This window comes from Dyadobacter ginsengisoli DSM 21015 (assembly GCF_059568735.1).
The window spans coordinates 427,545-445,935 of the sequence record NZ_JCANTY010000001.1; the positions used below are offsets into that span (position 1 = coordinate 427,545).

Sequence of the window (18,391 nt, forward strand, 5' to 3'; positions counted from 1 at the left end):
AAATGGATTATTGGTAACCGGCATTCTGTTTGAACTCATTTTTATTCACCACGGCGTCCAGCTGCGTTTGCGGAATGGGGCGAACGGTGTGGTGCTCCTGGATATTGACCGCATTGTCGGGCGCATACTTCTGGATCCGCTCCACCAGCTTGCCGGTGCGTTTCAGGTCGAACCACCGGAGTTGCTCACCCGCAAGCTCGCGGGCGCGTTCGTCGAGGATAAAATCCAAAGTAATATCCGACGATTTTACCTGCATTGCGGCGGTTTTACCCGGCTTGGCGGCCCTCGTGCGTACCACATTCACATATGCGGCCGCTCCGGCAAGGTCGCCGAGCTGCATCGCCGCTTCCGCCGCGATCAGGTACACTTCCGCCAGCCGGATCACAAACACGTCACGTGCGCTCTGCGCCTCGTTCAGGCTCGCGCGGGTGGGGTCCATGAACTTGGCAAGGGTAGGGTAGCGCAGGTTGTCCTTCACGATTCCGTCGGCTAGGTAAATGTCGCTGCGGTCGTAAGTCTGATACTTTTTCGAAGCCTCCACGGCATCCGGGATTGCCAGTTTTGTGCAATAAACAGCTGTGTCCCCCTTGGCGATGCCGGTCGGCAATGTATTTGAATTGGCATACCATGTTTCCATGAAACTGCCCTCGTAACGCGAGTCGTCGGCGGAGAAAAGGTCGAGCAGGAAGCGTGTGGGCATGTACCGGTTGAACGGCCGGCCATTGTTAATGTCGCGGATCATGCCCGGGCGGTCGTCGTATTTCATCAGGAAAAGCAAATGCGCATTGTTGCTCCCGCGGCCATGCCCGTACGGGTTGAATGTCGAGTTGGCGAGGTCGTTCAGGGCCAGGTTGGTCGAGTAATCCACGGTGTAGATCACCTCTTTGGATTTCAGGTTACTCATTTTCCAGAGATCCGCATAGCTGGCTTCTAGTTTGTACCCATAATTGCCGTCAATAACAGATTTGGCCATTTCCAGTGCCTCCTTGTTCATACCCCGTGTGAGGTACATTCTGGCCAGGAACGCCTGCGCGGCCCCTTTGGTAACGCGGCCGTATTGCGGCTGGGTCGCCGGCAGGTTGTTAACGGCAATTTTCAGGTCTTCGAAGATCTGGTTATAGAATGTCTCCACCGGCGTCTTGTTGGCAGTAGTCACAATGCCGTTGGTTTCGGTGGTGGTAAAATGCACCCCGCCCCAGGTTTCGACAATATGCCAGTAATAAAATGCCCGCAAAAAGCGCAGCTCGCCCTCGCGTACGGGACGCAATGCGGCCGAAAGGCCGGCCTGTTCGATACGGTTGATACCGCCGTTGCAGAGGTTAATGGCCGCATAAAATTCCCGCCATTCGTTGCTAAGGGCCACATTACTGCCTTGCAGGTTGAGATATTGGGTCAAATCGCGGTATACCTCGCCTGCGCCGCTGGTCCAGATGTCGGTGCCCGTTTCGGCGATGTTGTAGCCTTCTTCCTTGCCATACCACCAGCGCTGGTAGGAGTAGGCGGCATTGACGAGCGTTTCAAAACCTTCGGGCGTGGTGTAAACATTCTCGGAGGTAAGGCCCGAGGGGTTATATTCTTCCAGAACATTCTCACAGGAAAACAGCCCCAGAAGGGAAACCGCTATAAACCCTGTTTTCAATAGTTGTGATCTCATTGTTTTGACTGGTTTAAAGGGTTACAGGTTCACATTCAGACCAAAAATGAAGAGTTTGGTCATCGGGAAGTTCTCCGATCCGCCGCGCTCGGGGTCATAATCGAGCCTGGTGAATGTGGCCAGGTTTTTGGCAGTCGCATACACGCGCAGGCCGCGGATGATCTTCCAGTTGAACTTGTCGACCGGAAGGTTGTACGCGAGCGTCACGTTACGGATACGTGCGTACGAGGCGTCGCGGTAACCCAATGTCGAGAGGTATTTAAGCCCCGCATTCTTGTTAGGCCGCGGATAATCGTTGGTCGGGTTCTCCGGGGTCCAGTAATCGAGGCCGGCGGTGCTGTTGCCCACACCCTGCTGATCGAAACGTGCATAGCGATCGGAGTTAATCATTGAACCGACCCTTGCGTAGATCATAAAATTCAGGTCGAACCCTTTGTATTTAATGGTATTATCCAACCCGCCGCTCCATTTCGGGCGTGGCGTGCCGAGGATCACCCGGTCGTTCACGGCGTCGATCTTGCCGTCGCCATTCTGGTCTTTTACCTTGATTTCCCCTGGTAACTGCGTAGGCGACATGGCTTTGGCCGCCTCTGCTTCCGAAGTTTGCCAGATACCCAGTTTCTCGTAATCGTAGAACACGCTGATCGGGTTGCCGATAAACCAGCCGTTACCGATGTCGTTACCCTCGGTGACGAGTTCGGTGATCTCCTCCTTGTTTCGGGTGAATGTGAGGCTAGAATTCCAGGTCAGGTTTTGGGTGCGGATGTTGGTACTTCCCAGCACTACCTCGAAGCCGCGGTTGCGGGTTTTACCGATGTTCTGCTTCACAGTGGTGACGCCCGTCGTAGGAGGCAGTCCGCGGTCGAGGAGCAGGTCGGAGGTGCGGGTGTCGTAGTAGTCGATCGAGCCATTAAGGCGCCCGTCGAACAGTCCGAAATCGAGGCCGAGGTTTTGCGTAGCCGAAAGCTCCCAGCCCAATGCCGCATTACCCACATTACGCGAGAAGGTGTAGGCCGGATAAGCCACTTCGTCGAAACCAAATGCAATGCGCGTCAGTGTGGTCTGCGTTGCGTAAGGGCCGGAAGGGTCGTTACCGGCAATACCGTAGCTCACACGCAGTTTCAGGTCGCTGAGCTTTTTGATATTCTTCATGAAACCCTCGTCAATGATCCGCCAGGCGAATGCAGCCGACGGGAAAAACGTCCATTTGTTACCTGGTGCAAGTTTGGAAGAACCGTCCTTGCGGGCAGTCAAAGTCAGCAAATAGCGCTCTTTAAAGCCATAGTTCACACGGGCAGCGAATGATACCAGGTTGTTTTTGGAATAAGCCGAATTGATTTTGATTTCCTCCGTAGCGCTGCCCAGTGAGTAAAACAACTGTGCGGGAATCAGCTGGTTCACGCCGGATGCCGAAGCATTGTCCGAAACCGTTGCCAGTGAGCTCCCGATACCTGTGAATGTGAAACTGTGCTGTTCAAAAGCCTTTTGATAGGTGACCACATTCTCCCAGTTGATCGTCCGGCCATTGGAGACATTGTAAGTAGCGAGCGATTTGCCGGTCAGCGAGCGGTCGATGGATTTCGGGGAAGAATAGGCCCCGTTGCGCGAATTGGAAAGGTTCGCACCCAGCGTACTGCGGAATGTCAACCCTTTGATCGGGGTGATTTCGACGTAACCGTTTGTGAGCGTCCGCGTTGTGAGGATATTGTTATTGAAAACGCCGGGCTGCTCGTCGGATAGCGGGTTAGCAGTCTGCCCGTCGAGCATCAGGAAGTTGAAATTTCCATTCTCATCGTACAAGGAGCCGAGCGGGCTGATCTTGTTGGCCTGGTTCAAAGGATCGCGGCGGACGCTTTGGTTGTAATACGTCAGCTGGCTTTGCAAACCGATCTTCATCCAGTCGGTAAGCGTGTAATCCACGTTCAGACGGGCCGTGTAGCGTTTCATTTCATCCAGTTTTAGGATGCCTTTTTCATTAAAATAATCCACTGAAACGTAGGATTTCAACTTTTCAGAACCGCCACGAAAGCCGAGCTGGTAATTTTGCTGGAAACCGGGATGAATGAGTTCTTTCTGGTAATCAGTCCAAATGCCTTTTTGCAAGGCATCGTACTCGGCCACGTTGGTAAAGATCGACGGATCGTCGGCAGGCGTATTCCACACGCCGGCTGCACGCCAGGCTTCCCGTTTGAAATCTCGGAACTCGTTGATATCCATTGCTCTGGGGTACATCGTCACTTGCGAAATACCCGCGTAGGAGTTGAAAGAAATATCAGGACGGCCGCTTTTTCCCTTTTTAGTGGTAATCAAAATAACACCATTGGCACCGCGGGAGCCGTATATCGCGATCGACGAAGCGTCTTTCAAAACTTCCATCGATTCGATGTCGTTGGAATTGATATCGGCGAGGTCGCCGTATTGTACACCGTCGACGATAATGAGCGGGGAGTTGTTACCACCAATCGAACGGTTACCGCGGATGGTAATGTTCACGCCCGCTCCTGCCTGACCGCTGCTGCGTGTAATGTCCGCGCCCGCGATCTTGCCCTGCACGGCGTCGAGCACGTTATTGGAAGGCACCTGTTTCAGTTGCTCGCTTTTAAGTTGCACCACCGAGCCGGTAAGGTCGCGCTTGCGTACGGCCCCGTACCCGATCACGACCACCTCGTCCAATGCGCCGACATCAGGTTTCAAAGAGATATTGAATGCCGTTTGCGCCCCGAGCACCACATCCTGGCTCTGGTAACCTACAAACGAGAACGTCAGCACGGCGTCGGCATCGTCGGGCACGAGCAGGCTGAATTTGCCCTGGCCGTCGGTGCTGGTACCGCGGTTGGTGCCTTTCAGGATCACGCTTACGCCCGGGAGCACTGCATTTTTTTCGTCGGTGAGCACGCCGGTTACGGTCCGGTCGATGGCCTGCGGTTTTGCAGGGATTGCCGATTCTTCGCGGGCGATGTTTTCAAGCACGATTTGCCCGCCTACCAGGCGATAAGTGAGGTTTAGCGGAGAAAGGATCTCGTCCAGAACCGTATCCAGCCGTTTTTTACTTACTTCTACACTCACATTCCTGGCTACGTTGACACGCTCGGAGCTGTACACAATGCGGGCTTTGGTCTGTTTTTCAATGCTGCTGATGACCTTCTCGAAGCGCTGGTTCTGGAATTTTAAAGTGACAAGCCGCGACATGACTTCCTGCTGGTCGGCGGCGAGTACGGTCTGGCAAGCCAGTACGAGCACCACCATCACCCGCAGCAGTAAACCCCCGGGCGCGGTTATGCGCCGCCAGGCCTTGAAAAGTAAAGGTTCTGTTTTTTTCATACCTTTAAATGTTTTATTGAATGGACATTTGATAAAATGAAGCTCCCGGGATGGCGCGATTCGCTGTCGGCCTCCACAGGATTTTTTGGCGCTGGCCCATGTTCGCTGCATGGCCAGCGTTTTCGTTTGCGGCTATGTATGCATGATGGAATGGTTGGGTTTACGTGTTTGAAAAGCGTGGTCCCCGCGTGTTTTGCAACCGGGGCCGGAGATGCGGATCGTCGAGCCGCGTACTTTGTATTTTGCGCCTAATGCCGCGCAAATGATATCCAGTTGTGTATAAAGAGGTTGTCCGCTCAGGTCAGCGGTCAGCGGGCAGTTCAGGATCTGGCTGTTTTCTGCCTCCAAAGCCACACCCCACGCGTCGCGCATATGCTGCGCGACCTGCGAGAGCGGCGTATTATGGAACTGGAATGAGATATCCGCATTCAGCAGCCGGGGCCGCTCCGACAGTCCGGCCGAAAACTTGCCCGAATTCCGGTCGAAGGTAGCTGTATGATTGGGGCTCAGGAGCATATCGACGGCATCTTCGCCCGTCTTCTCACTGTAAACAGAAACCAGGCCGGTAACCACTTCCACGCTTGTTTTCTGCCCACCGGGCGCCGTACTCACATGAAAGCTCGTGCCCAAAACTCTCGTAGTAACACCGCCCGAATGCACATAGAATGGCTTTTTAGGATTTTTGCGAATGCTGAAAAACCCGTTTCCTTTCAAAACCACCTCTCTTTTACCGCTCTCGAAATGGCTTGGATAGCGTAGCGAACTTCCTGGCCGGAGCTCGACCACGCTGCTGTCTTCCAGCATTACCGGCAGCACATTGTTACCGTCGTTCCGTTTTTCTTCCCATGTGTAGGCTGTGAGCGGTACATTGCGGTCGAGCACTTTTCCGGCGAAAAACCAGCCGATCAGCAGCAGGGAGGCGGCCATGCCGGCCCACCTCAGGTAGATGGATCGAAAGGGGCTGTTACCGTCGCGTTCATGGAAGTCGGGGAGGGAGGCTTTTTGTTGCATACCGGCCCACATCCGCTCTTCGGCGTCGTCGAGTCCGCTTTCGGAAATGTCATCCGCATTTTCGTTTTCCAGCAGCGCAAACCAATGCTCTACCAGTTGTTTTTCCTGCTCGGTACATTGCCCATGCTGATACTTCTCCAATAATGCTGCGAATTGTTCCCGGTTCATTGCCTGCGATGGCTGCTTGCTTTTTAGTGAGTAGTCAAACAGCAGCGCCGTCATCCGCAAAACTTTTTAGAATTTATTGGATAAGTTATATGGGATGGGTGGTTTGTTTAAAAGTATCTTTGTTTTGTTATAGGAGGGAGGAAGGGGAGGAAAGGGAGGAAGGGGGAAGTGACCGATGGTGCGGATATGCTGGTGCAAATCTCTTGATTTGTAGCTAGTCACGAAGCAAGAGCTTCGCGCCATTTTCCTTCCTTTTCTCCTTCCTCCCATTTCTCCCTTTCAAAGATATTCCTTCAAATAAACCCGGAGCGCCTTTACGACCAGGCTTAAATGATGCTCGACGGTTCGTTGGGGCATCTGGATCTGGCTGGCGATCTCTTTGGTAGAGCGGTTTTCGAGGCGGTGGAGGCGGAAAATGGTCTGCGCTTTCTCGGGGAAATGACTCAGGCGGGTTTCGATACTCGTCATGAGCTCGCTGGCATTGAGCTGCTCTTCGGTCGTGCAAATCGCGTCGGAGTAGCCTGTGAATGCGTGGGCGAGGTATTTTTCGTGTACCATCGCCGATTTGAAATGGTTAATGCAGGTATATTTCACCGACGTGACGAGGTAAGCTTCCAGATTGTCGATCTGCAACAGGCCGCGGCGCTCCCACAGGCGGAGGAACACGTCCTGAACGATGCTTTCGACAGCCTCGCGGTCGTCGATCTTGCGGAGCGCAAGCAGGTACATTTTTTTCCAGTAGCGTTGGTAAATCTCCCGGAACGCCAGGCCGTCGTCGTCGCGCAGTGCTTCGAGGAGGTGTTGGTCGGGTAGAGATTTAACGTTCATTTGCGGCTGCTTAATGCGGGTAAAAACGATGTCAGATTCGTATTTGTGAAATTGTATTTTTCCGATGTGTGCCAGATGCCCGGATCTGTGCCGGGACTTAATTTGAATCCATTTTTGATCGTGACCAATGCAATCGCCCGATTTTTTTACGCAGACGTTGCCGGGAACGTTATCATTCGGGATTTTTATAAGGAAAGCCATACTTTTTCCCGGCAATGCAAAATAATCCGGCTAGATTTGTCAGATTGACATTTGAAATATTGCAAGAATACTTTGTGTAAAAACAGCGGTAAAACTGTTTTAAAACAGCCTTTGGTTCAGACTATTCAACACTCAGATCTGTCATGACTATTTCCAGAAGAAAATTCATCCATACTGCAACAGCCCTGGCCGGTGGTGCCGGCATTTCACCCATTATCAACGACTTTACCTACGCGGGCCGGACCGTTCGTTCGGCGGCCGAGAAGATCCGAGTCGCGGCGATCGGCGTCAACAGCATGGGCTGGGCGGATATTAATGCGGTGATCAAAAACCCGGGTGTGGAATGTGTGGCGCTCTGCGATGTCGATCGTAATGTGCTCGATAAACGGGCTGCCGAATTTGCGTCGAAAGGAATCCAGGTAAAGACGTTCGGGGATTATCGGAAACTGCTGGAAAACAAAGATATAGATGCCGTTGTGATCGGCACGCCTGACCATTGGCATTGCCTGATGATGGCCGAGGCATGTGAGGCGGGCAAGGATGTGTATGTGGAAAAGCCGATCGGAAATTCCATAGCCGAATGCCGGGCGATGGTGGCGGCGCAGGAGCGGTACAAGCGTGTGGTACAGGTGGGACAATGGCAGCGCAGCCAGAAACATTTCCGCGACGCGGTCGATTTTGTGCATTCCGGTAAGCTAGGCAAGATCGGGCTGGTGAAGGTTTGGGGATACTTCAATTATGGTAATCCTATCGAGAAATTACCGGATAGCGAGGCACCGGCAGGAGTAGACTACAACATGTGGCTCGGCCCTGCAACGAAAAGGGCATTCAATAAAAACCGCTTCCACGGCTCATTCCGGTGGTTTTGGGATTACGCAGGCGGCATTATGACCGACTGGGGCGTGCATTTGCTCGACTACGCATTGCTGGGCATGAAAGCGTCCGGCACTCCGCCAAAACGGGTAAGTGCCAGCGGTGCCATGCTGCGCAACCCCGGCGCCGAAACGCCCGACACGTTAACGACACTCTTCGAATACGACGATTTCAACATTCAATGGGAACATGTGATCGGCTATGGTGCGGGCATTTACAACCGCCAGCACGGCATTGCCTTCCTGGGCGAGAACGGCACATTGATCGTCGACAGGCAGGGCTGGGAGGTGGTACCCTACGAAAAACGCATGCAGGCCGTCCCGTTGCAGGCTTCCTCAGACAATGGCCTCGACGAGCACGCGAAGAACTTCGTGGAAGTGATCCGCTCGCGGCGCATGGGCGACCTCCATGCACCCATACAAGCAGGCGCGGAGGTGGCGATCCTTTCGCAAATGGGCAATATCGCTTACCGAACGGGAAGTACGCTGCTATGGAATGCGCAGAAGGGCGAGTTCGACAACAATGCGGCGGCCAATAAATTGATCGGCAACGAGTACCATAACGGCTATAAGATGCCGGGAGCTTAGCTTGCCTGCAAACCAGGATCAGGACGGTCGGGTTGCTGGTAACGCTTTGCTGATCAGCCATCCGAATATTACGCATCCGAATATCCCCACGCCGGGATACAGGAAGAAATGCACCCAGCCATTTGCCTGCACAAAATAGAGCAGCACGGCGCTGATGAAAAAGCCGGCGAGGATTCCGGTGCTGTTAATGGCCGGAACAAATATCCCCGCCACGAACATCCCGGCCAGGCATCCGCCGAATATCCCGATCAGTTTCAGATACTGGTCCCAGATGCTGTTATTTTCCATAAAAACCAGCCCAATAGCAATGCCGATGCCCGCCGCCCCTAATGCGAGCGTCGTGTAGCGGGCGAAGCGGAACCGTTGGAGATCGGTGGATTTTGGGACAAAATGCTGGAAAAAATCGGTGGTAACGACCGTGGCAATCGAATTCATCGAAGAACTGATGGTCGACATGGTGGCGGCGAAAAGGCCTGCGATCACCAGTCCGCGCAGACCTGCGGGCAGCTGCGTGGAGATAAACCAGGGAAAAATATCGTCGGTACGCGCCATGGGATTCAGCAGGTGGGGCGATTGTTTGAAATATACCCACAATGCAGTCCCGACGAGGAAGAAGATCAATGTCGCGGGAATTACCAGGAATGCATTCGTCCAGATCGAACGGCGTGCCTCAGCTTCCGTGGGAGTGGTAAGGTAGCGTTGCACCACCACCTGATCGGACGTGTAGGTCACTATTTGGGTTAAGAAATTCCCTGCCAAGACCACCCATAGCACCGGCTCGGTGATGGCCCATCCGCTGTTGACCATATGGAATTTACCAGCGTCGCCTGCCTGCGTAAACAGTGAATCAAAGCCGCCGGAGGCATTTGCAATGAAAAACAAGCTGATAAATGCCCCGCCCAGCAACACGCCTACCTGCATTACCTCCGTCCACACGACCGCTTCGATCCCCCCGGAAATGGTGTAGGCCGTGGTAATGAGGCTGGTAAGGATAATGCAGAGCATCAGGTTCATGCCCGTCACCGTGCTTAGTACCAATGCAGGGAGGTAAATCACAATCCCCAATCTGCCTACCTGAAAAACAACAAACGTGAGGCTGCCCACTAATTTGACGGTTTGATTGAACCGGAATGCGAGGTATTCGTAGACGCTCGTGATTTTTAGCTTGCGGAAGTAGGGCAGAAAAAACCAGATCACGATCGGGGCCACAACGACGATCATTGCATTGGCAAAAATGTAGGTCCAGTCGGTGGCGAAAGTTTTTGCGGGAATGGCGATGAAGGTGAGGGCGCTGAGCTTGCTTCCGAAAATGCTCAGCCCGGCCGCCCACCAGGGGATGTTCTGGCCGCCGAGGAAAAAATCGTCGGTGCTGGCGCTCATTTTGCGGGAAACGTAAATGCTGATGCCCAGTACCAGCAAAAAATAAACCGATACCACACCCCAGTCGATCCCATTGAAAGTGCCCGTGCTCACCACCGGACTGCCCGCTACCACGCGTGGCGTGCGGATGCCCGGCTGCTCCTCGCCCGACGGGATCACGAGCTGCCCGTTCCAGGTCACGAGCGGAGTGGTAACCGCTGCCTTGCCATTTGAAAACGTTCCAAGTGCTGCCCAGCTATCGGTAATGCTGTGGTAAGCCATGATTTCGTTGCGGAAGCCGGGATGCTTCTCCCTTAATTCCATCACGCGGTGCGCATTCGCCCCATCGTCCCCGCCGACCACGAGCAGGTGCGACTGCCCGGCCGCATACGCAGGCGAAGGCGCGGCCGCAACGGCGTGAGGCAGGTCGGCAATGCGTTTCCAGGTGTTGGAAACCGGGTTATAGGCCATGCATTCCTTCAAGTAAGTCCGTTGGACAGCACCGGTTTCAGCATTATGGTGTAATTCCACGCCGCTGAATAGGAAAAAATGCCCGTCCTGCACACCGGCAACGCCCAGCATCCGGCCGTTTCCCGGGATCGGCGGCAATTCGTTCCATTGTTTTTTATGTAAATCAAATGCCCAGAAGCGGTTCAACGCATTGGTATCGGAAGGGGCGCTGGTGCCGCCGGCTACATAGACTTTGTCCCCCAGCAATGCGCCCGAGGCATAAGCAAGCGGAACGGGCAGGCTGGGGAGGGGCGTCGTGGTAATGCGGTTATCGGCCCAATTTAAATAGAATACCTCACTGAAATGGCGGGTACCGTCGGCGCCGCCTAGGCAGAAAATGCCGTCAGGCGTCGTGAGCGAAATACCGTAGCCCATCGCGCGGGGCAGTTTACCCGCTTTCTTCCAGTTTCCTGAGGGGTTTTCCAGCACAAAAACGTCGTCGTACCAGGTTTTGGGCGCAGTTCCCCATGGACCGGTATTGCCTGGGAAGTTGGCGCCGCCGGCCACGACCAGCGCATTGTTGCTCACACCGGCATAAGCACCGGCAAATCCGACGGCATCGGGCAGCGGCGGCAGGCTTTTCCATTGCAAGGGCGAAGGCCCCGGCGGCTGGGCATTAGAAATCATCGTTTGTAGGAAAATGGTCAGGAAGAAAAGGAAGCGGGTCATCAGGTCGTCGAGTTATTTACTCATTCACTCATTACTAATTCATTCATTCAATTTTTCAAAAAAGCCAATCTTTCTCAGCTGGCGGTGTAATTCCTGGTACTGGCCGTCGGGTAAGGCCACGAGTGGGAGGCGGCAGGGGCCCATGTCGAAACCGAGCATTTTCATGACGGCTTTTTGGGCGGGAATAGGAGGGTACTGCACCACGATGCGCACCATTTCCACGCAGAACAGCATTTGTTCCCGCGCTTTTTCGATCTCGCCCGCTTCGAAATATTCCCTTACTTTCAGGTAAAAAGGAGCCGCGAAGTTGAAAGTACTGCCGATCGCCCCCTTGGCGCCCATTGACAACGCCGGCAAATGATTTTCGTCAAAACCGTACAAAACATCATATTTGCCTCCCTCATAATGCAGGCATTCCTGGTATTCCCAAAGTGTGGCCGCGGTGTATTTCACGCCCGCGAAATTCGGGATCTGCTTTTCTGCAATGCGCATAAAATCAAGCACATCCATCGAAAATCCGGTGAGTGACGGAATATGGTAATAATAGAATGGCAACCCCGGTGCACCGGCCGCGATCTCGGTCATGCAGTCGGCGAGGTTTTGCACGGATGTAGGTTTGAAATAAAATGCTGCCACCGAGGAAATGGCATCTGCACCCGCCTCCTGCGCGTGACGCGCCAGCTTACGCGCCTCCGCGATGCTCGCGTGCCCCACATGTACGATCATGCGCAGACGTCCTTTGCCGGCTCGGATTACTGCTTCGGAAACCTGCATTCGTTCTTCGAGCGTCAGGTTCGGGCCTTCGCCGTTGCTGCCGCAAATGAAAATGCCTGAAATGCCGGTGCTGGTCAGGTGTTCGACCAGAGCGGGCAGCAGCTCGTAATGCACGGAGCCGTCGGGATGTAGGGGAGTGAAAAGTGCGGCAATGAGGCCGTCGGTGTGTTGGATGGTATTCATATTGGATTGATAAACTTGAAATTCAGCTATTTGCGGTCCCCGAACAGCCATTGCGGGGTGATGGTTTGCAGCACGATCTGCTCATAGGCGCCGGTTTTCCCTGCCTCGTAAAGGCACAGGATGTTGCCGTCGGGTAATGCCGCCATACACGAATAGGCGGAAGGGCCCGGGAAAATGGTTTTGATAACCGGCCACGTTTTACCCTCGTCGAAACTGGCCCGTAATGTAAGGTTATGGCGCTTGCCAGTGCTCGCGGGATTGAGGAAAAGCATGGTACCGGCTGTTTTGGTGTTCGGGCGCCGGTACCGGATGATCGACGCCTGGCAAACAGGTTCCACCAGCTCCGAAATGTCTTCCGGTGCCGTCCAGCTCACGCCGCCATCGTAGCTGAGCGACTGCGCCCGCCGCCCGCGCCCGAAGTAGGAGCGCATATTCATCAGCAGCGTTCCGTTGCCATCCGCGACTTCCACTACCTGGCATTCATTCATTTTTGGTGTGATCGTGCCGCCTAGTTGCCAGGTTTTGCCGTGGTCGTCGCTGTAAATGGCGTGCGCGCCGTATTCGTACGGGCCGTTGCGGACTTTGCCGTTCGGGTCGTCGTAGCTGAAATCGCAGGGGATCACGAGCCGGCCTTTGCGCGGGCCGTTTTTGATTTGTATGCCAATGCCCGGGCCGGTCGCATACCAGCCCCATTCGGGTTTCTTGGTGGTTTGGGTTATGTCAACCGGTTTGGCCCAGGTAGCACCGTTGTCGGAGCTGCGGGACAGCCATACCGTCCGGGTTGACTCGGATTTTTTGGTAATAATGTCCTTTTCGGGCACATCGCCACGGTTTTGGGTGAGCAGCAAGAGAATTTCGCCGGTTTCCTCGTCGAGTACCGGGCACGGGTTCCCGCAGGTATTCGTGCCATCGTCCCATACCACGACCTGATTACCCCAGGTCTTACCGTTATCCGTCGAGCGCTTCATTAGCAGATCTATATCCCCCGCGTCGCCTGCGCCGTCTTTCCGGCCTTCGCAGAATGCGATCAGGGCACCATTTTTGGCTTTGATCAGCGAAGGAATGCGGTAACTTTTGTAGCCGTTTTCGCCCGCGGTGAACAATGGGCGGGGTTCCGGAATTTGCGCAAACGCCTTAGTGGCGCCCAGGACGATCAGAATCAGTAGTGTCTTTTTTAGCATATTGAATTATTAAAATAGAACTTCTTGAAAAACCTGGATCAGTAACCTTCCGTCTGTGCCAGCTGGTTGTTGTTGGCTAGTACCGTCGTGTTCAATGGCCAGAAAAGCGGCGTTTTTTTGCCAATCAGGTTGGGTACAAACTGGTACACGTCGATTGTGCCACCTTTGTGAAACCGCACAAGGTCGTACCAGCGCTTGTTCTCGAAAAACAGTTCTCTGCCGCGCTCATCCAGTATTTCGCGCTCGACGGCCGCCTTCGTTTTCGCGCCCGGATAAGCGCCTGTGCCTGCCCGTGCGCGGATTTTGTCAAGGTAGGCGATCGCGTCGGAGATGTTGCCGAGTGCGGCGTGGGCTTCGGCTTTCATTAAATAAATGTCGGCGAAGCGGAAGAGGATGATCTCGTTGTCGGAAATGCGGTCGTCGGAATATTTGGTGCCGGGATACTTGGTGATCCACGATATTTTTGGGCCTGATGCCTGCCGTTCGGTAACCCAGGTGTACGGTATGCGCTTGTCAGCCGGAGTTTTGGAAAACAATGCACGGGAAGTCTGACTGATCTGGTAAGCGCCCTGGCCAGTGGTGGAAGTTTGTGTGTAAGGCAGGCTGTCGAGGTTCGCCGCGCCCTGCACGATCGTCAGGAATGGCAATGCATTCACCCCGTAATTCCCGCCGGTTTCGTCCCTGCTGAAATAGGCCGACAAAATAACTTCCGGGTTGTTAGGCGCGCGCAGGCCGGTCACATTCTTGAAATCCGCATTCAGCGAAACCCCGGAGGCCTCTACTTCCGCAATGGCGGCCAGTGCCGCATTGAAAGCCGTATCGCCGCCGCCCAGCACTTTGGCGCTCCACAGGCTCGCTTCCGCTTTCAGGGCCTGCGTGGAACCGTAAGCAAAGCGGTATTTGGACGGGTAGGAAGCCGCCGAAAAGTTACCGGCCGATTTATACAAACCAATCGCCTGGTCGAGGTCCGCCTGCACCTGTTTCATCACCTCGGCAGCGGGCGAGCGCGGCAGCAAGGGCACATTTTCGTCCGTCACCGCTTGCAGCATCAGGGGCGCGTCGCCGATAATGCGGGTGAGATGAAAGTAAAAATAGGCGCGCAGGCTGTATGTTTCGGCCAGAATGCGTTTTCGGGTGTCCGGACTGGCCGCGAATGGGAAGCCTTCGATCTTCGCAAGCAACAGATTGCAATGACCGATCGCCTTATACCAGTCATTGTAATTGATCGCCCCGGAAGTAGGCGTAATGATCTGCGACCAGGCAACGCCAAAACGCGAATTGGAGCCGGCGATCAGCTCTTCGCCGCGCTCGGTACCGTAGGTGACATTGTTGGCGAAAGTCCGCATATAAGTATAAATCCCGGTCAGGTAAGGTTCAAAATCGCCTTCGTTCTGAAAATAGACCGCCTCGGTAATGCTCGATTGCGGCTTCACATCCAGCAGACTGTCACAGGCGGAAAGCCCGGTACACAGAAAAGCCGATATAGTGAGGAATTTAATTCTTGTTTTCATATTGAGTTTCAATGATTGATCAAGTTTGATACCAAAAAGCCGAAGGCCGCCCTTCCCCTAAAACCGCAATGTGGTTCCTACGGAAAACTGCCGCGGCCTTGGGTAACCTGCCGCATCGAAGCCCGTGTAAGTTTCAGGGTTAATGCCCTTGTAGCGCGTGATATAGCCGAGATTATATACACTCACAAATACATTCATTCCCGTCGAACGGATCTTTCTGAGCAGGTTTTTGGGCAGATCATAGGCCAGTGAAATCTCCCGCATGGCCAGGAAATTGCCTTTTTCGATCATCGCCGATACATCGGAGCCATAGCCGTTGTTGTTGCCCAATGTAGCGGAGCGCAGGTAGTTGCGCTGACCGAAATCGGCGTCTGCGAAGGAGAAACGGGCGTATTTTTTGCCGGTATCGCCCGATTTTTGCCAGATATCCGGCCCCAGGGCCTGGGCAGGTGCGCCTTCGTTGAATGCCCTTCCCGTACCCAGCGAGCGCGCCAATGCGCCGTCGCTGATCATGTGCCCGAGCGCATAATCGACCGCTACGCGCAGGGAAAGTGATTTGTAGGTAAATGTATTCTGCATGCCGCCGATCTTGTCGGGGTTGCGGTAACCGATGAATACCTGGTCTTTGGTGTCGATCACGCCGTCATTATTAATATCGTCGAAAATAAAATCGCCTGCGTGTTTGCCGGTGGTAATGCCGGAAGGGGAGGCCAGGTTGTCCTTTTTGGTAGCATTCCAGGCTTTGGCTTCTTCCTCGGTGGAGAACACGCCCAGCACTTTGTAGGCATGCAATGCGAATGGCCGTTCGCCTTCGGCCAGCCCGCCGGCTTCGACGTTTTTGCCGGTAGCGCGGTCGTAGATCAGGTCGCCGCCCTGCCGGTTTTTAGCCCTTCCATTGTTGGGCAACTTCTTGATAATGGTCCGGTTGAGGGCAAATGAGAAGTTGGAGCGCCAGGTAAATGTCCCGGCTTTGACCACTGTCGCACCGAGTTCTATTTCCACCCCTTTGTTTTGCAGCGTTCCATTGTTGTAAGTAATGGACGGAAACGGAGCCTCGGAAGGCAGCGGCTTCGATTCCAGCCTGTTTTTGGTGAGTTTGTTGTAAAAATCAACCGATACCGTGACCCTGTCGCCGAACAACGCGGCGTCGAGCGCCAGGTCGGTGGTTTCGGTGAGCTCCCATTTGAGGTTCGGATTGGAGAGGTTGGCCCGCAGAATGCCGGAACCCAAAGCGTAAGTCTGTCCGGAGTAGCCGCCATAAGTGTCGGTCAGGCTCAGGTCGCTGGAACCCGCCTGGCCCCAGCTTGCCCTCAGTTTGAGCATGCTGACGGGTGCGACATTCCAGAATTTCTCGCGGTGGATATTCCAGCCAACCGATGCGGAAGGGAATAATGCATATTTGTTTTGAGGCGCAAAATTGGAGAACCCGTCGTACCGCAATGCTGCGCTGACCAGATACCTGCTGTCATAATCGTAGTTCAGCTGTCCGAAATAGCTGGCCGAGCGGCTTTCGCTGAGCGTGGTTTTGAAATCCGTCACATTGGTGTTCACCACGCCGTTGATCACCGAGGTCGTGGGCTCGTTGATCGTGTAAATGTAATCGTTCGTGGCCCGCTGTGAACCGATATTGATAATGCTGTTGGTGGACTTGGTAAAATTGAAACCGGCCAGGAACGTAAAACTATGCAGATCACGCAGGTTCACGTCGTATTGCAGGATCTGGTCGATCATCAGTTGCCGGAAGTTGTTGGTATCCTGGTTTTTCTGACGTTGCGTTGCCGGCTGGATCTCGGATGCCGGCGTGGCCTTGCGCATGAGCATGTACCGGTAATCCTGCATGAGGTATGAAAAAGCCGGTTTGTAGCTGAGTCCTTTCGCGATCTGGAGGTCTCCGGCAACCCGCGAAATGATCCGTTCGGTGGATGCCCGCACATCGTCGTATTGAAGGGTGTGAAAGCGGTTGCGGGTAGCGTAGTTCTCGCCGGGCGTCGGATTGCCGTCGTCCTTATATATGCGTATGAGCGGGGTCAGGCGTGTGCCGCGGGTGAGTTCGTTCTGAAATGCTTCCACGTAATTGGGAAGTACATTCTGGTAGTTCACCATGGCATCGATGCGGAGGCGGTCCGAAGCTTTAAATCCGAAGTTTCCCAGCACATCGTACCGTTTGTATTTAGTACCGGCAAATGTCCCGGCCTGATTCGTGTAGCCTGCCGACACATTGTAACTGGCCCGCTCGCTACCGCCGTCGATGGACAGGTTATGGTTTTGCGTTACGCCGGTATTCCAGAGCATATCCTGGTAGTGGTTATCGGCAAAAAGCAGCTTCCTGCCGGGGTTAATGGGGTCGTCCATGGTCTGCCAGCCGTTCGCGATCAGGTTGTCGACATATCCCTGACCTTCCACCGCCACGATGTTGTCGTACAATGCGGTGAGGTTGATATTGTTGCCGTACTGGCCCGGTGCGGTGTAAATGCGGGTCCCGGCCGAGAACCCTCCGTTGTTGAGCAGGTTGTTCTTATCGATGGGGTCGAATGTGCCTTGTACCGTTTTTCGCGCCAATGCGAGGTAGTCTCTGGCATTGAGGTACTTATAATCGCGGGCGTTGGTTTCCCAGGTAGTCCGGTGGTTCAGGGTAATGTTGGCTTTTGTATTGAACTTCCCGCCTTTGGTTTTGACCACGATCACTCCGTTTGCACCCCGCGCCCCGTAAATGGCGGTTGCAGCCGCGTCTTTCATCACCTGAAATGACTCGATATTGTCAGGGTTAATGTCGTTGAGGGATCTGAAAACCCCGTCTACGATCACCAGCGGGCCGGTAGATTCCGAACTGCCGACGGAATTCCCGCCGCTGTTGCCTAACCCTGTACCATAAACGTTTAGCTTGGTTCCCCCGCGTATGACGATGTTGGTGGCACCTGCGCCGGGTTGACCGGAGTTGATCGGGATCGATACCCCTGCCATTTTACCCTGCATGGCCTGTACCGGGTTGGGATTTGCCGTATTGCGCAGCTCTTCGGTGCCCAGCTTGGACACCGAAGCCGTGGTTTTTACTTTCGACTGACTCGTGTAACCGACCACGACCACTTCGGTCAGCGATTTTTCGCTTTCCGTCAATGCGACATCGATGATCGTCCGGTTGTCGACGGATATTTCCCGGGGTTCGAATCCCACGTAAGAGAAGATCAGGCGGGCGTTTGCCGGCGCCTGCAGCGTATAGCGGCCATCGGCATCGGTGGTCGTACCGATGGTACTGCCGCTTAACACAATACTTACGCCGGGCAGGTTTTCGCCGGTCCCTGCCGACGTGACCTTCCCGGAGATGGCAGTTTGCGCCATTAGTCGTGCTGCGGGAAGTAATGCAAATGATAAACCCAGCAACAGCGCCGTGTAAACCTTTTTCATAGCCTTGAATTTTAAGAGTCAGGAAGTTGATATGTATAATAGTAGATATGTACTACATATTAACAAATGTAAAAACTTTAGATATGAACATCCAAATATTAATTCAGAAAATAATACAAAAATAAATCCGGCCAGATACCGGGTTGCGGCGTCACAAGC

The 18,391-nt window shown here is 54.1% G+C and carries 10 protein-coding genes; 1 reads left to right on the forward strand and 9 read right to left on the reverse strand.

Going from position 1 to position 18,391, the window contains the following annotated elements:
• Positions 1-7: 7 nt before the first annotated feature.
• The 4 genes from BP71_RS01385 to BP71_RS01400 form a co-directional block, all read right to left on the reverse strand.
• Complete coding sequence (locus tag BP71_RS01385; protein WP_496375812.1) at positions 8-1,654, reverse strand: RagB/SusD family nutrient uptake outer membrane protein; 1,647 nt, start codon at positions 1,652-1,654, stop codon at positions 8-10.
• A gap of 21 nt (positions 1,655-1,675) precedes the next feature.
• Positions 1,676-4,975 (reverse strand): TonB-dependent receptor, encoded by a 3,300-nt coding sequence (locus BP71_RS01390; protein WP_496375814.1) that lies wholly within the window; start codon positions 4,973-4,975, stop codon positions 1,676-1,678.
• Between the two features lie 132 nt (positions 4,976-5,107).
• The gene (locus BP71_RS01395; protein ID WP_496375816.1) at positions 5,108-6,208 is read right to left on the reverse strand and encodes a FecR family protein; all 1,101 of its coding nucleotides are present in this window, start codon (positions 6,206-6,208) and stop codon (positions 5,108-5,110) included.
• A 225-nt stretch (positions 6,209-6,433) separates the two neighbouring features.
• Positions 6,434-6,982: an RNA polymerase sigma-70 factor gene (locus BP71_RS01400; protein ID WP_496375818.1), complete on the reverse strand. Its 549-nt coding sequence runs from the start codon at positions 6,980-6,982 to the stop codon at positions 6,434-6,436.
• Between the two features lie 344 nt (positions 6,983-7,326).
• On the opposite strand from BP71_RS01400, the gene BP71_RS01405 reads away from it, so the two are divergent.
• Complete coding sequence (locus BP71_RS01405; RefSeq protein WP_496375820.1) at positions 7,327-8,643, forward strand: Gfo/Idh/MocA family protein; 1,317 nt, start codon at positions 7,327-7,329, stop codon at positions 8,641-8,643.
• Positions 8,644-8,661: 18 nt separating this feature from the next.
• Here the strand turns inward: BP71_RS01405 and BP71_RS01410 are convergent, their stop codons facing one another.
• From BP71_RS01410 to BP71_RS01430, 5 genes are read right to left on the reverse strand one after another with little or no spacing between them, the layout of a single operon-like run.
• Entirely contained in the window at positions 8,662-11,181 is a 2,520-nt protein-coding gene (locus BP71_RS01410; RefSeq protein WP_496375822.1) for a sodium:solute symporter family protein, read from the reverse strand.
• Between the two features lie 39 nt (positions 11,182-11,220).
• The gene (locus tag BP71_RS01415; RefSeq protein ID WP_496375824.1) at positions 11,221-12,138 is read right to left on the reverse strand and encodes a dihydrodipicolinate synthase family protein; all 918 of its coding nucleotides are present in this window, start codon (positions 12,136-12,138) and stop codon (positions 11,221-11,223) included.
• A gap of 26 nt (positions 12,139-12,164) precedes the next feature.
• Complete coding sequence (locus BP71_RS01420; RefSeq protein ID WP_496375826.1) at positions 12,165-13,319, reverse strand: sialidase family protein; 1,155 nt, start codon at positions 13,317-13,319, stop codon at positions 12,165-12,167.
• A 38-nt stretch (positions 13,320-13,357) separates the two neighbouring features.
• A complete protein-coding gene (locus tag BP71_RS01425; RefSeq protein WP_496375828.1) occupies positions 13,358-14,830 on the reverse strand; it encodes a RagB/SusD family nutrient uptake outer membrane protein in 1,473 nt (490 codons plus the stop codon).
• A gap of 57 nt (positions 14,831-14,887) precedes the next feature.
• The gene (locus tag BP71_RS01430; RefSeq protein WP_496375830.1) at positions 14,888-18,232 is read right to left on the reverse strand and encodes a SusC/RagA family TonB-linked outer membrane protein; all 3,345 of its coding nucleotides are present in this window, start codon (positions 18,230-18,232) and stop codon (positions 14,888-14,890) included.
• Between the last annotated feature and the right edge of the window lie 159 nt (positions 18,233-18,391).